General features: G+C 64.3%; 14 protein-coding genes. 9 read left to right on the top strand and 5 right to left on the bottom strand.

The window, feature by feature from the left end; all coding sequences use genetic code 11:
• The first annotated feature begins 152 nt into the window (after window positions 1-152).
• Window positions 153-701 (top strand): RNA polymerase factor sigma-70, encoded by a 549-nt coding sequence (locus ABCR88_RS23095; RefSeq protein WP_011062465.1) that lies wholly within the window; start codon window positions 153-155, stop codon window positions 699-701.
• Between the two features lie 33 nt (window positions 702-734).
• Here ABCR88_RS23095 and ABCR88_RS23100 read toward each other — a convergent pair whose 3' ends face one another.
• From ABCR88_RS23100 to ABCR88_RS23110, 3 genes are all read right to left on the bottom strand, one after another.
• Window positions 735-1,094, bottom strand: a complete 360-nt coding sequence (locus tag ABCR88_RS23100; protein WP_232641613.1) for a hypothetical protein — start codon at window positions 1,092-1,094, stop codon at window positions 735-737.
• An 89-nt stretch (window positions 1,095-1,183) separates the two neighbouring features.
• Window positions 1,184-1,978 (bottom strand): transporter substrate-binding domain-containing protein, encoded by a 795-nt coding sequence (locus ABCR88_RS23105; protein WP_011062467.1) that lies wholly within the window; start codon window positions 1,976-1,978, stop codon window positions 1,184-1,186.
• 96 nt (window positions 1,979-2,074) lie between these two features.
• Complete coding sequence (locus tag ABCR88_RS23110; protein ID WP_350403604.1) at window positions 2,075-2,698, bottom strand: TetR/AcrR family transcriptional regulator; 624 nt, start codon at window positions 2,696-2,698, stop codon at window positions 2,075-2,077.
• A gap of 186 nt (window positions 2,699-2,884) precedes the next feature.
• Here ABCR88_RS23110 and ABCR88_RS23115 point away from each other — a divergent pair, with 186 nt between their 5' ends.
• The 8 genes from ABCR88_RS23115 (at window position 2,885) to ABCR88_RS23150 (ending at window position 12,229) form a co-directional block, all read left to right on the top strand.
• The gene (locus tag ABCR88_RS23115; RefSeq protein WP_350403605.1) at window positions 2,885-4,675 is read left to right on the top strand and encodes an acyclic terpene utilization AtuA family protein; all 1,791 of its coding nucleotides are present in this window, start codon (window positions 2,885-2,887) and stop codon (window positions 4,673-4,675) included.
• A gap of 10 nt (window positions 4,676-4,685) precedes the next feature.
• A complete protein-coding gene (locus ABCR88_RS23120; protein ID WP_350403606.1) occupies window positions 4,686-5,555 on the top strand; it encodes an SDR family oxidoreductase in 870 nt (289 codons plus the stop codon).
• Window positions 5,556-5,558: 3 nt separating this feature from the next.
• Window positions 5,559-7,175, top strand: a complete 1,617-nt coding sequence (gene atuC / locus ABCR88_RS23125; RefSeq protein WP_350403607.1) for a geranyl-CoA carboxylase subunit beta — start codon at window positions 5,559-5,561, stop codon at window positions 7,173-7,175.
• Window positions 7,176-7,216: 41 nt separating this feature from the next.
• The gene (gene atuD, locus ABCR88_RS23130) at window positions 7,217-8,374 is read left to right on the top strand and encodes a citronellyl-CoA dehydrogenase (protein WP_011062472.1); all 1,158 of its coding nucleotides are present in this window, start codon (window positions 7,217-7,219) and stop codon (window positions 8,372-8,374) included.
• Window positions 8,371-9,168 (top strand): enoyl-CoA hydratase-related protein, encoded by a 798-nt coding sequence (locus tag ABCR88_RS23135; protein WP_232641617.1) that lies wholly within the window; start codon window positions 8,371-8,373, stop codon window positions 9,166-9,168. Before atuD ends, ABCR88_RS23135 begins: the two co-directional genes overlap by 4 nt.
• Window positions 9,169-9,225: 57 nt before the next feature.
• Window positions 9,226-11,181, top strand: a complete 1,956-nt coding sequence (locus ABCR88_RS23140) for an acetyl/propionyl/methylcrotonyl-CoA carboxylase subunit alpha (protein WP_350403608.1) — start codon at window positions 9,226-9,228, stop codon at window positions 11,179-11,181.
• Between the two features lie 149 nt (window positions 11,182-11,330).
• Window positions 11,331-11,870: an exonuclease domain-containing protein gene (locus tag ABCR88_RS23145; protein WP_011062475.1), complete on the top strand. Its 540-nt coding sequence runs from the start codon at window positions 11,331-11,333 to the stop codon at window positions 11,868-11,870.
• A gap of 74 nt (window positions 11,871-11,944) precedes the next feature.
• Window positions 11,945-12,229 (top strand): pyrimidine/purine nucleoside phosphorylase, encoded by a 285-nt coding sequence (locus tag ABCR88_RS23150; RefSeq protein WP_011062476.1) that lies wholly within the window; start codon window positions 11,945-11,947, stop codon window positions 12,227-12,229.
• Window positions 12,230-12,305: 76 nt separating this feature from the next.
• Here the strand turns inward: ABCR88_RS23150 and ABCR88_RS23155 are convergent, their stop codons facing one another.
• The gene (locus ABCR88_RS23155; protein WP_011062477.1) at window positions 12,306-13,109 is read right to left on the bottom strand and encodes an MOSC domain-containing protein; all 804 of its coding nucleotides are present in this window, start codon (window positions 13,107-13,109) and stop codon (window positions 12,306-12,308) included.
• 82 nt (window positions 13,110-13,191) lie between these two features.
• Window positions 13,192-14,127 carry a chemotaxis protein CheV gene (locus ABCR88_RS23160; protein WP_011062478.1) on the bottom strand — a complete coding sequence of 312 codons (936 nt, stop codon included), beginning with the start codon at window positions 14,125-14,127 and terminating at the stop codon, window positions 13,192-13,194.
• Between the last annotated feature and the right edge of the window lie 513 nt (window positions 14,128-14,640).

Below are 14,640 nucleotides of genomic sequence, written 5' to 3' on the forward strand. Positions count from 1 at the left end.
GAGCAGCCGTTCGCAATCTGCACTGACAGAGAGCATTAGTTCTTTTTCTCAATTGACAATCATTATCATTCAGCCTAATTTGTCGCTCGATGTGTAGGACGGGTCAGATTTTTCTGACGTCCCACTAACCTCTTTGCAACAAGGTGATTTCCATGACGGAACAAGTATCCACAAGCAGGTGCGATTCACCGTTACTCCAGGCTTTTGTCGACAACCGTCTGATTCTGGTGAAGATTGCAGCCCGCATTACCGGCTGCCGATCCCGGGCTGAAGACGTGGTTCAAGATGCGTTTTTCCGCCTGCAGTCGGCGCCGCAGATCACCTCCTCGTTCAAGGCCCAGCTCAGTTACCTGTTCCAGATCGTGCGCAACCTGGCCATCGACCACTACCGCAAGCAGGCGCTGGAACAGAAGTACTCGGGTACTGAAGAGGAAGGCTTGAATGTGGTTATTCATGGCGCTTCACCTGAAACCTCCCACATGAACTTTTCCACCCTGGAAAACATCGCCGAAGCCCTGACCGAGCTGCCCAGCCGCACGCGCTACGCCTTCGAGATGTACCGCCTGCATGGCGTCCCGCAAAAGGACATCGCCAAGGAGCTGGGGGTATCGCCGACCCTGGTCAACTTCATGATTCGCGATGCCCTGGTGCATTGCCGCAAAGTCTCGGGCAACCGCCCCGATACCTTCGCCCGGCGCTGACTGGCGCCCTGCATGACCCGGCTTGAAGGGTGCCTACACCTCAAGCAGGCCACTGCGGCCAAGCACCAGTAACGCTGCACGTTTATGCAATAGATCGAACTCCTGCTGGCAGAACCGACAACGGTCATGCGCAGCACAGGGCGGCGCGTGGGCGCCTGGCGCCGGCCGCTGCGCACCTGGCGGGTCCAGATACAGGGCATGTACCTGGGCCGACAGCCAGAAAGCCAGCCGATCCTGGGGCGCCGCCTCGGCTGCCTGGGCATCCACCGGCACGGGCGCCTGCCCCCGGCCCCGCAGAGACTCGAACAGCCTTTGGCGGGCGATGACCTCATCGATTCCCGTGAGCTGGCTAGTGGGCAGGGCTGCAACATTCAGCGGATCAACAGGGGACATGGCAGCGCTCACCGTCGGTTGGGCATTCAACCAAGTGACGTGGGCCGCTGCCGGAAATTTAGCCCGTTGCGGGCCGGTGCTGCGTGATGTCAGGCGTGGGGCACGCTCATCACCACAATGCGATAGGGATCGAAGATCTTGTGCATCTGGCCGTTGTCCCGCAGTTTTTGCAGGAGCCCGGAAAAGTCTTCGGCCGTGATCGGCGCCTTGGGCCGGATCAGGGCGTAATGGTGGTAGACCTGATCGATGCGTTCGGAAACCAGCAACTGCTCCGTGCTTTCGGCATTGCGCGCCAGGAAGTCGCTGAGGTAGGAGCGGGTCACCAGGGCGATGTCCGCCCTGCCCCGCAGGACCATCAGCAGGTTGCTGTCATGGGAATAGGTCAGGGTGGCGTTGTAGGTGTCGGCCAGGAACTTGGGGTCGGCGTTGAACTGGGCGAAGGCGTAGTGATAGCCGCTGAACAGGGCCAGACGCTTGCCCTTCAGGTTGGCGAAATAGTCCTGCTGGCGCCCGCCCTGACGCTGGGCAACGAAAATTTCCGCGTCTTCCAGGCCCATGTCGACACTGGTGTGGGTAATGTTCTGCCAGCCCCAGGCCGGGTTCTCGAAGATCGCCAGGTCCACCCGGCCCTGCTCGAAATCGCGGAAACGCCGGGGAATCGAGGTGGGCACCAGGACGAACTGATAGTCGCTCTGGGACTGGTTGAGGGCTTCCACCAGTTGCGGCAGCAAACCGGTGTCGGCACCGGTTTCTGGACGGACGGTATAAGGCGGGAAATGCGCCGCCGCGACCCGCACCAGCTGCGCCGAGGAGGCCGGACAGACCCAAAGTGTTGCCAGCGCCAGCAAGAGCATTCGCAAGGCTGACCGCAGCGGCAAGGACATCAAGGCAACACACCTCAAGGAAATGAAAATGAATGAGCTAAAGCTAGGCGTTTTCAGCCACTTCGACAATGTTGCCACGCACAATTAGCCAGCCGTTCAATGCTCCTTGAGCACCAGCAGCAGGGCCTCCTGGGCCAGCTGTTCCAGGGTCATGCTGCCCGCGGCCCGGAACCAGGTGGTGGTCCAGGACAGCGCGCCGGTGAGAAAGCGCCGGGTAATGAACACATCGCCCTTGATGAACCCCGCCTCCTTGGCTTCCCCCAGCACCTGCAGCCAGATCTGTTCGTAGATGTCGCGCAGCGCCAGGACGGCTGCCTGGCCTTCCGGGGACAGTGAGCGCCACTCATACACCAGCACCGCCATGGCTTCACCGCTGCCGCCCATGATCGATTGCAGTTCACAGCGGATCAGCGCCAGCACCCGTTCGCGCACGCTGCCGGCCTCGGCCAGTTCAGCGCGCATCAAGGCGGTGTTGTAGTGGATGGTCTCCTGCATCACCGCCCGCAGGATGTCGTCCTTGCTCTTGAAGTGATGAAAGATGCTGCCCGACTGGATGCCCACCGCGCTGGCCAGGTCACGCACGGTGGTGCGCTCGTAACCCTTGTTGCGAAACAGGTGCGCTGCGGTTTGCAGCAGCTTGCCCCGGGCGCTCTCGGGGTCGGTCACCTGGCCACTGGCGATCAGCTCGCGTACGACCTGCAGGGCTTTTTGCTCGTCCACCGGTGTTCTCCTACCTTCACGTCATCAATAGCTCAGCGTAACCCGGCAAATCCGGGCGCGGCGCGCGCAATTTAAGCCTCTGCCGGTAACCAAGCAAGCGCTTGGCCAGAAGAATAGGCCAACGTATTTACAAACCAAGCGCTTGCTTGGTAGCCTCCGCGCAGTTCTTCATTCGAGAGCCCTGTCATGACCAAGACCGTAAGAATCGGCTGCGCCAGTGCCTTCTGGGGCGACACCAGCAGCGCCGCAGCGCAGTTGGTGCAAGGCGGCCGCCTGGACTACCTGGTGTTCGACTATCTGGCAGAGATCACCCTGTCGATCATGGCCGGGGCGCGCATGAAGGACCCGACGGCGGGCTACGCCACGGATTTCGTCGAGGTGCTCAAACCCTTGCTGGGCTCGATCCGCGAACAGGGCATCCGGGTCATCAGCAACGCCGGCGGGGTCAACCCGCAGGCCTGTGCCAGTGCCTTGCAGGCCGCCTGCGAACAGGCCGGGGTGGCGCTGAAGATCGCCGTGCTGCTGGGGGACGACTTGCAACCGCAGTTCAAGCAGTTGAGCGACGCCGCCATTGTGGAGATGTTCAGCGGCGCGCCCCTGCCGCCAATGTGCGTCTCCACCAATGCCTACCTCGGTGCCCCCGGCATCGTCGAAGCGCTGCGCCTGGGGGCGGATATCGTGATCACCGGCCGCGGCGTCGACAGCGCGGTGGTCAGCGCCGCCCTGGTCCACGAGTTCAACTGGTCCTGGCAGGATTACGACCGCCTGGCCCAGGCCGCCCTGGCCGGGCACATCATCGAATGTGGCGCGCAGTGCACCGGCGGCAATTTCACCGACTGGCGCCAGGTGCCGGACTACGAACATATCGGCTTCCCCATCGTCGAGGTCGGCGCTGACGGCCAGTTTGTGGTCAGCAAGGCGCCCGGTACCGGAGGGCTGGTGAGCCCGCTGACGGTGGGCGAACAACTGCTGTACGAAATTGGCAACCCCAGGGCTTATCTGCTTCCGGATGTGGTGTGCGATTTCTCTCAGGTGGAACTGCGGCAACAGGGCCCGGAAAGGGTTCATGTACAGGGTGCCAGGGGCCTGCCCCCCAGCCACCAGTACAAGGTCAGCGCCACCTACCCGGACGGCTTCCGCTGCACCGCCAGTTGCCTGATGGCCGGGATCGACGCGGTCGCCAAGGCGCACCGGGTCAGCCAGGCAATCATCGACAAGACCAGCGAGATGTTCGCCCAGCGCGGCTGGGGGCCTTACAGCGAAGTGAACATCGAATTGCTGGGCAGCGAGGCCACCTACGGCCCCCACGGCCAGCGCCAGGACAGCCGCGAGGTGGTGATCAAGCTGGCGGTGCGCCACCCGAACAAGGCGGCGCTGGTGCTGTTCTCCCGGGAAATCGCCCAGGCCGCCACCGGCATGGCCCCGGGGCTCACCGGCATCGTCGGTGGCCGGCCAACGGTGTACCCGGTGATACGCCTGTTCTCCTTCCTGCTGGACAAGGACGCCTGCCGGCTGGAGATCGACCTTTCCGGCCAGCGTCACCCTTGCGTGCTGCCGCACACCGACCGCCTGGACCCGGCAGCCCTGCCCGCCCCCCATTCCCTGCCCGCCCCCCGCGGCCGCGCCGATGCCAGCGTGGCGCTGGTGAAGCTGGCGGTGGCACGCTCCGGCGACAAGGGCAACCACAGCAATATCGGGGTCATGGCGCGCCACCCCGACTACCTGCCGTGGATCGCCGAAGCCCTGACTCCCGAGGTGCTGGTGGACTGGATGGGCCATGTGCTGGACCCGGTGCATGGCCGGGTCCAGCGCTGGTACCTGCCGGGCACCCATAGCCTCAACTTCCTGCTGGAGAACGCCCTGGGCGGCGGCGGCGTCGCCAGCCTGCGCATCGACCCGCAAGGCAAGGCCTTTGCCCAGCAGTTGCTGGAAATCCAGATCCCGGTGCCGCAGAGCATCGCCGACGCCGTCAACTAAAGGAGCTGCCGTGGTGTACGACTCGATTTTCAAAGCGCAATTGTTCGCCGGCCAGACCATCATCGTCACCGGCGGCGGCAGCGGTATCGGCCGCTGCACTGCCCACGAACTGGCGGCCCTGGGGGCCCAGGTGCTACTGGTGGGGCGCAAGGCGGAAAAACTGCAGAAGGTCGCCGGCGAAATTGCCGAGGACGGCGGCAAGGTCGACTGGCAGGCCTGCGACATCCGCGACGAGGAAGCGGTCAAGGCCCTGGTGGCCCGGCTGATGGAGCGCTTTGGTCCGATCCATGGCCTGGTGAACAATGCCGGCGGCCAGTACCCGGCGCCCCTGGCCTCGATCAACCAGAAGGGTTTCGAAACCGTGCTGCGCACCAATCTGGTGGGCGGCTTCCTCATGGCCCGGGAAGTGTTCAACCAGTCCATGAGCCGCCACGGCGGCAGCATCGTCAACATGCTCGCCGACATGTGGGGCGGCATGCCCGGCATGGGCCACTCCGGTGCGGCGCGCTCGGGAATGGACAATTTCACCAAGACCGCCGCCTACGAATGGGGGCACGCCGGGGTGCGAGTCAACGCGGTGGCGCCGGGCTGGATCGCCTCCAGCGGCATGGACACCTATGAAGGCGCGTTCAAGGCAGTGATCCCCACCCTGCGTGAACACGTGCCGCTCAAGCGCATCGGCAGCGAATCGGAAGTCAGCGCCGCCATCGTTTTCTTGCTCAGCCCCGGCGCGGCCTTCATCAGTGGCAGCACCCTGCGCATCGACGGCGCCGCCAGCCTGGGCAGCCGTGCCTGGCCCCTGGGCAAGGCACGCAACAGCGAGTCCTACAACGGCTTCCATCGCGCCTACCTGCCCGACGTACTCAAGGGCGAGGAATAAGCCATGCCGGTGATCCAGTCCCAACTCGACCCCCACGACCCGCAGTTCGCGCAAAACCGCGCAGCCATGCTGGCGGGCCTGCAACAGTTGCAGGAACTGCAGCAGAACCTGCTGGCCAAGGCCGCCGAAGCCAAGGCCAAGTTCGACCGGCGCGGCCAACTGCTGCCCCGCGAACGCCTCAACCTGCTGCTGGACCCGGGCGCGCCGTTTCTTGAGCTGGCCAGCCTGGCCGGCTACAAGCTGCACGACGACAAGGACGGTACCCAGGCCGGGGGCGGCCTGATTGCCGGCATCGGCTATGTGTGCGGCGTGCGCATGCTGGTAGTGGCCAACAACTGCGCGATCAAGGGCGGGACTATCTCCCCCAGCGGCCTGAAGAAATCCCTGCGCCTGCAACAGATCGCCATGGAGAACAAACTGCCAGTGGTGACCCTGGCGCAAAGCGGTGGCGCCAACCTCAACTACGCCGCGGAAATCTTCGTCGAAGGTGCACGCAGCTTCGCCAATCAGGCGCGGATGTCGGCCATGGGCCTGCCGCAGATCACCGTGGTCCACGGCTCGGCCACCGCCGGCGGCGCCTACCAGCCCGGGCTCTCGGACTACGTGGTGGTGGTGCGTGGCGAGGCCAAGCTGTTTCTCGCCGGCCCGCCGCTGCTCAAGGCCGCCACCGGTGAAGTGGCCACCGATGAAGAACTGGGGGGCGCCGAGATGCACGCCCAGGTGGCCGGCACCGCCGAATACCTGGCGGAAAACGACGCCGACGGCATCCGCATCGTCCGCGAGATCGTCAGCCTGTTGCCGTGGAACGCCCGACTGCCAGTGCAGCCCGCCAGGACCTGGAACGAGCCGCTCTACCCCATCGACGAGTTGCTCGGGCTGATTCCCGACGATCCGAAGAAGCCCTACGACGCCCGGGAAATCATCGCCCGCCTGGCAGACGGCTCGCAGTTCCTGGAGTTCAAGGGCGAGTTCGATGCCCAGACCCTCTGCGGCCACTTGCAGATCCAGGGCCGGCCCTGCGGCTTTATCGGCAACAACGGCCCGATCACGCCCCAGGGCGCGAGCAAGGCCGCGCAATTCATCCAGCTCTGTGACCAGAGTCAGACCCCGCTACTGTTCTTCCACAACACCACCGGCTTCATGGTGGGCACCGAATCCGAGCAGCAGGGGGTGATCAAGCACGGGGCGAAGATGATCCAGGCGGTGGCCAATGCCCGAGTGCCGAAGCTGACCATCGTGGTCGGTGGCTCCTACGGCGCCGGCAACTATGCGATGTGCGGCCGTGGCCTGGACCCGCGCTTCATCTTCGCCTGGCCCAACAGCCGCACCGCGGTGATGGGCGGCGCCCAGGCCGGCAAGGTGCTGCGCATCGTCACCGAGGCCAAGCATGCGAAGAACGGCCAGGAAGCCGACCCGAAGATGCTCGACATGCTGGAACAGGTCACCGCGCAGAAGCTCGACAGCCAGTCCACGGCGCTCTACGGCAGCGCCAACCTGTGGGACGACGGGCTGATCGACCCGCGGGATACCCGCACTCTGCTGGGCTACCTGCTGGACATCTGCCATGAGGCGCAGGTGCGCGAGCTGGCGCCCAACAGCTTTGGCGTGGCGCGGTTTTGATAGGACATTTCGCGGTCTGACCCCACTTGAGGAGAACAACAATGATCTTCACCCAGGAACACGAAGAACTGCGGCGCACAGTGCGCCAATTTGTAGACCGCGAGATCAACCCCCACGTCGAGGAATGGGAAAAGGCCGGGCGCTTTCCCATCCACGAGATTTTCCGCAAGGCCGGTGAACTGGGGCTGCTGGGCATCTCCAAGCCGGAAAAATTCGGCGGCATGGGCCTGGACTACAGCTACTCCATCGTCGCCGCCGAGGAGTTCGGCACCATCCATTGCGGTGGCATTCCCATGTCCATCGGCGTGCAGACCGACATGTGCACCCCGGCCCTGGCGCGCTTCGGCTCCGATGAACTGCGCGACGAGTTTCTGCGGCCGGCCATCACAGGCGAGCAGGTCGGCTGCATCGGCGTCTCCGAAGTCGGTGCCGGTTCCGATGTGGCCGGGCTCAAGACCCACGCCCGCAAGGACGGCGACGACTACGTGATCAACGGCAGCAAGATGTGGATCACCAACTCCCCTAGCGCCGACTTCATCTGTCTGCTGGCCAATACCTCGGACGACAAGCCCCACGTCAACAAGTCGCTGATCATGGTGCCGATGAACACCCCGGGCATCAGCCTCAGCTCGCACCTGGACAAGCTCGGCATGCGCAGCTCGGAAACCGCCCAGGTGTTCTTCGACAATGTGCGGGTGCCCCAGCGCAACCGCATTGGCCATGAAGGCGCCGGGTTCATGATGCAGATGCTGCAGTTCCAGGAGGAACGGCTGTTCGGCGCGGCGAACATGATCAAGGGCCTGGAGTACTGCGTGGACAGCACCATCGAGTACTGCAAGGAGCGCAAGACCTTCGGCAGCCCGCTGATCGACAACCAGGTGATCCACTTCCGCCTGGCCGAGCTGTCCACCGAGATCGAATGCCTGCGGGCCCTGGTCTACCAGGCCACCGAGCAGTATGTACGCGGCCAGGACGTGACCCGGCTGGCCTCCATGGCCAAGCTCAAGGCCGGGCGCCTGGGCCGCGAGGTCAGCGACAGTTGCCTGCAATACTGGGGCGGCATGGGCTTCATGTGGGACAACCCGGTGGCCCGGGCCTATCGCGATGTGCGCCTGGTGTCCATCGGCGGCGGTGCCGACGAGATCATGCTGGGAATCATCTGCAAGCTCATGGGCATCCTGCCGGGGAAAAAGAAATGAACCCGCTCCCTGCCTGCCAGACCCTGCTGCTGGAGCCGCGCAACGGCGTGCTGTTCATCAGCCTCAATCGCCCGCAAAACCGCAATGCCATGAGCCTGCAGATGGTCGCCGAACTGCGCACGGTGATGGCCGCGGTCCGTGACCGACGCAGCATCCGTGCCCTGGTGCTGCGCGGCACCGGCGAGCACTTCTGTGCCGGTGGCGACCTCAAGGACATGGCCGGCGCCCGGGCCCATGGCAGCGCCGCCTACCGTGAACTGAACCGGGCCTTCGGCGCCCTGCTGGAAGAAGCGCAGCACCTGCCCCAGGTGCTGGTGTGTGTGCTGCAGGGCGCGGTGCTGGGGGGCGGTTTCGGCCTGGCCTGTGTCAGCGACATCGCCATCGCCGAGCACTCGGCCCAGTTCGGCATGCCGGAAACCAGCCTGGGCCTGCTGCCCGCGCAAATTGCCCCGTTCGTGGTGCAACGCATCGGCCTGGCCCAGGCCCGGCGCCTGGCCCTGACCGCCGCCCGTTTCGATGGCGCCCAAGCCCAGCACCTGGGCCTGGTGCACTTTGTCGAGAACGATGCAAAGGCCCTGCAGGAACGCCTGGAGCAGCAGCTTTCCCTGGTGCTGCGCTGCGCCCCGGGGGCCAACGCGGCGACCAAGGCCTTGCTCCTGGCGAGCGTCGACCAGCCGCAGGGGCCATTGCTGGACCAGGCCGCCAACGACTTCGCCACTGCAGTCCTGGGTGAGGAAGGGGTCGAGGGCACCCTGGCCTTCGTGCAGAAACGCAAACCGGCCTGGGCCAACTGAGCCCTTGTAGGAGCCGGCTTGCCGGCGAACGCCCCCCACCGATTCCCGGGAGCCTGTATGCCCAATTTCAACAAGATCCTGATCGCCAACCGTGGCGAAATCGCCTGCCGCATCCAGCGTACCGCCCAGGCCCTGGGCTATCGAACCGTGGCCGTATTCAGCGATGCCGATGCCGAGGCCCTGCATGTGCAACTGGCTGACGAAGCGGTGCATATCGGCCCGTCCGCGGTACAGCAGTCCTACCTCGACGGCGCCGCGCTGCTGGAAGCGGCACGGCGCACCGGTGCCGACGCCATTCACCCGGGCTACGGCTTTCTTTCGGAAAATGCCGAGTTCGCCGCCGCCTGTGAAAGCGCCGGCCTGGTGTTCATCGGCCCCAGCGCTGCCGCCATCGATCTGATGGGCAGCAAGCGTCGCTCGAAGATCGCCATGCTCGAAGCCGGTGTGCCGTGTATCCAGGGCTATCAGGGGGCGGAACAGGACGACGCCACCTTGCAGCGCGAAGCCCAGCGCATCGGCTATCCGCTGATGATCAAGGCCAGCGCCGGCGGTGGCGGGCGTGGCATGCGCCTGGTACACCAGGCCGGGCAGTTGCTGGAGCAGATCCGCACGGCCCGCTCCGAAGCCCTGCACGCCTTCGGCAGCGACGAACTGATCCTGGAGCAGGCGCTGATCGAGCCGCGGCACGTGGAGGTGCAGCTGTTCGGCGACCAGCATGGCCAGTTGATCTACCTGGGTGAGCGGGATTGCTCGATCCAGCGCCGCCATCAGAAGGTCATCGAAGAGGCGCCCTGCCCGGTCATGACCCCGGAGCTGCGCCAGGCCATGGGCGAGGCAGCGCTCAAGGCCGGGCGGGCGGTGAACTATGTGGGCGCCGGTACCGTGGAGTTCCTCCTGGATGCGAGCGGGCAGTTCTATTTCCTGGAAATGAATACCCGGCTGCAGGTGGAGCACCCGGTCACCGAACTGGTAACGGGCCTGGACCTGGTGGCCCTGCAACTGCAAGTGGCGGCCGGCGAGCCGCTACCCCTGGGCCAGGAGCAGGTGCGCCTCGACGGCCACGCCATTGAAGTGCGGCTGTATGCCGAGGACCCGGCACAGAACTTCCTGCCGCAGACCGGCCAGATCCTGCGCTGGGAGCCAGCACCGGGGATCCGCACCGACCATGGCTTGCAGGAAGGCCAATGGATCAGCCCCTTCTACGACCCGATGCTGGGCAAGCTGATCGCCCACGGCGCTACCCGCGAAGAGGCGCGGCGCAAGCTGCTGCGTGGCGTCGAGGATTGCGTGCTGCTGGGGCTGGAAAGCAACCGCCGGCTGCTGGCCAACCTGCTGCGCCACCCGGTGTTCGCCAGCGGCCACTTCAGCACCGCCTTCATTGCCGAGCATTTTGCCCAGGACCCGAGCCTGCAAGCCCAGGAGCCCACTGCCGAGGAACTAGCCATCGCCGCAACGCTGTTCCACCACCACAGCGCCAGCGCCCATGGCCCGGCGCTCAATGCCTGGAGCAACAACGCCGGAGTGCCCCTGGACTACCGGCTCGGGGTGCAGGACCGGCAATGGTCGCTGCACCTGAACGCACTGCCTTCGGGCGCTGTAAAGGTGCGCCAGGGCGATGGGCTGCTGGAGCTCAAGGTGCGCAGCGCCGATGGCCGGCGGGCCAGCCTGGAGATCAACGGCATTCGCCGCCCGTGCGCCTATCGGCTGGAGGGCGGGGAGCTGTGGCTGAGCAACGCCAAGGGCAGCCTGCACCTGGTGGATCGTACCCATGCCCCGGCCCAGGGCCAGAACACTGCCTCCAGCGGTACGCTCAAGGCGCCCATGGACGGGGCGATCGTCGATGTACTGGTCAGTGAGGGCATGCACGTAAGCAAGGGCCAATTGCTGCTGGTGCTGGAGGCGATGAAGATGGAGCACCCGCTCAAGGCCGGGATCGACGGAGTGATCACCCGGGTCCAGGTCAACCTCGGGGACCAGGTGAAAAACCGCCAGGTACTGGTGGAGGTGGAGTAGCCCGGGCACCTTCCAGCAGATCCAGGCAGACGGGGCATCGGTCGGGACGATGCCCCCTCGATGCGCTCAAGCAGCCGTCCCCCTAGGCGGATGCCTCGGCTTTGGCTACGCTCAAGCCTCTTCAGGATGTTTCAAGGCTGGAATTCGTGATGCCCCACTGGCTGGTAATAGATCTGGAAGCCACGACGGATGAAGGGGGCTGGCCGGTGAGCGAGATGGAAATCATTGAGATCGGCGCCACCCTGGTCAACCGTCAGGGCCGGGAACAGGACCACTTCCAGCGTTTCGTCCGCCCCTTGCGGCGCCCCATGCTGACGCCGTTCTGCCGCGAACTGACCCATATCACCCAGGCCAATATCGACAGCGCCGCGCCCCTGAGCGAGGTCTGGGGCCTGTTCGAGCGCTGGCTCGGCCAGCATCAGCCGCGCCTGGAAGGCTGGGCCAGCTGGGGCGACTACGATCGCAAGCAGTTGCAGCTGGAATGGCACAACCAACAGCTGCACAGCCTGCTCAATGAGGTGCCGCACATGAACCTCAAGCAGCGCTTCGCCAAGGCCCGGCGCCTGGAACGGCCCCTGGGGCTCAACGCAGCCCTGCAACTGGCCGGCATGCAGTTCACCGGCCAGCAGCATCGGGCCCTGGAAGATGCGCGCAATACAGCACGCTTATTACCGCTGATTCTTCCTTGATGGCGGCAGGTGACGGCCCTGAAGGCCTTGTGCATACTGGCCGCCCTTTTTGACCCTTTCTTGAGGAATCGCCCATGTTTAAAGTCAACGAGTACTTCGACGGCACCGTCAAGTCGATTGCCTTCGGCACGGCCGAAGGCCCAGCCACCATTGGCGTCATGGCCCCGGGCGAATACGAGTTCGGTACCGCACAACGGGAAATCATGCACGTGGTCTCCGGCGCCCTGACCGTGCGCCTGCCAGACAGCGCAGACTGGGAAACCTTCCCGGCCGGTAGCCAGTTCAACGTTCCGGCCAACAGCAAGTTCCAGCTCAAAGTCGCGGTGGACACCGCCTACCTGTGCGAATACCGCGGCTGATAGAGCATCGCGGCGTTACCCCGTAATAAAAAATGCCCGTCTCCCAGGAGACGGGCATTTTTCGAGGTGGCACCGGTTATTCGATAACCGTCACCGCCATCCCTACCTGCAAGCGACCGTTGCCATCATTGACCAGGTTCTGGCCGAACATCGCCCCATCGGCCTGGGCCCGGTACTTCTGCAAGGTGGCCAGCGGTTCGCGGTCGGCACTGCGCTCGCCGGTCTGCGGATCGATGGTGGTGAGAATGCAGCGCGAGCACGGCTTGACCACACGGAACTCGACATCGCCGATACGCACGCGCTTCCAGTCGTCCTCGGCAAAGGCCGCACTGCCCTCGACCACCAGGTTCGGTCGGAACCGCAGCATCTCCAGGGGCCGGCCCACGCGAGCGACCAGGTCATCCAGGGAGGCCTGGCCAATCAGCAGCAGGGGAAAACCATCGGCGAAAGCCACCTGATCATCGTCCCTGCCATAACCGGCGGCGGTGCTCCGTGCCCGCTGCGCAGGAACCTGCACCAGGCGGCTGGGCTTGCCGATGAATTCGCTGACCCAGGCCGCGGCTTCGTCCCCCGCATCGGGAACCCTTAAGGTGTCCTGCCAGATGGTCACGCCGCGCAACGGTGCATCCGCACCCGGCAGCGCTACTTCAAGGGTGGAGTGGCCTGGGGCGCTCAGGGTCAGGCCACCCTGGTCATTCCACAAGGCCGACAGCTGACTCATCCGCGCTACGGCGCGCTGGGTCAGGAAACGCCCGCTGGCCTCATCCACCAGCATCCAGCGGCGATCCCCTTGCAGCCCGAGCTTGTCCAGGCCGATCTGTTGCAGGGTTTCGCCCCTGGCGGATTTCAACGGGTATCGGTAAAGCGCGCTAAGACGCATGTCCAGCTCCCTGTATGGGCAAAAGCGCTCACCCTATACCAGCATTTAGCCGAAACAAAGGAGCGCTGGCGCAAGGCCCGTGTCAGGCGTCGGCTTCGTCCAGCATCAGCCGTTGGCGGACCACGTCCACCAGCTTGTCCGGCTGGAACTTGGACAGGAAGTTGTCGCAACCGACCTTCTTCACCATCGATTCGTTGAAGCTGCCGGACAAGGACGTGTGCAGCACCACATAAAGCCCGCGCAAACGCGGATCGTTGCGGATCTCGGTGGTCAGGCGGTAGCCGTCCATTTCCGGCATTTCCGCATCGGTGAACACCATCAGCAGCTTATCGGTCATCACCACGTCAGTGTCGGCCCAGGCCTTGAGCATGTTCAGGGCCTTGAGGCCATCACTGGCGATGTGCATCTTGACCCCGAGCTGGCCGAGGGTGTCGCGCAATTGCGAGAGGGCCACGTTGGAGTCGTCCACCAGCAGCACTTCGCGGCCACGGGCACGCTCCAGCACCGGATCTTCCAGCTTGTCCCGGGAAACCTTGGCGTTGTAGGGCACGATTTCCGCCAGGACCTTTTCCACGTCGATGATTTCCACCAACTGGTCATCGACCTTGCTGATAGCGGTCAGGTAATGCTGGCGCCCGGCGCTGGTGGGCGGCGGCATGATGGCTTCCCAGTTCATGTTGACGATGCGGTCCACGCCACCGACCAGGAACGCCTGCACCGAGCGGTTGTACTCGGTAACGATGATGGTGCTGTTGGGGCCCGGGACCAGCGGGCGCATGCCAATGGCCTGGGACAGATCGATGACCGGCAGGGTCTGCCCGCGCAGATTGACCACCCCACAGACAAAGGGATGGCGCTGAGGCATCAGCGTCAGCTTCGGCAGTTGCAGCACTTCCTGGACCTTGAACACGTTGATCGCGAACAGTTGCCGGCCGGCCAGGCGGAACATGAGGATTTCCAGGCGATTCTCACCCACCAGTTGCGTGCGTTGATCTACCGTGTCGAGAATGCCGGCCATTAATGACTCCTGGGCTTGTTCTGATGAATTCACTAAAGTCAGATATCGGCCGGGTCTGCCGTATCTTGACCCGCATGCAAATTGCCACACAAAGCCGTTGATGTCACATTAACATCATGCTTTACTGGCGCGGTCAATTCAGCACCACCCTCTGCGCCGGCCAGACCTCTATTTCGGCGCAAGGTTCCCGTGCCTAGGGGAATCCCCTATCAACAATCAGGACCAGCCTGATATTCGCGATATCCAATAGCCATTAATGTGACGCCATTCTCATTGCATGAACGGAGTCAGGCTTTTGTTTTTGATCGCAGAAAGGTGGCTTGGCCCCCTTTCAAGCCCCACTACCCTCGCTCATCCTGCCCCAGCGCGCTTGCGTCGCCTTGCTGTGGCCGGCATGCGCGCACGGACCGGGTTCGAGGCCACTCGACTCGCTCGGCAGGCTGCGACCGCAGGCAAGCATTCAGCTATAACGTCAATCCAGGTGCACCCATCGCGTCCAACTTGCAAACCGTT

The organism is Pseudomonas sp. W17 (genome assembly GCF_040268305.1).
GTDB classification, from domain to species: Bacteria; Pseudomonadota; Gammaproteobacteria; order Pseudomonadales; family Pseudomonadaceae; genus Aquipseudomonas; species Aquipseudomonas protegens.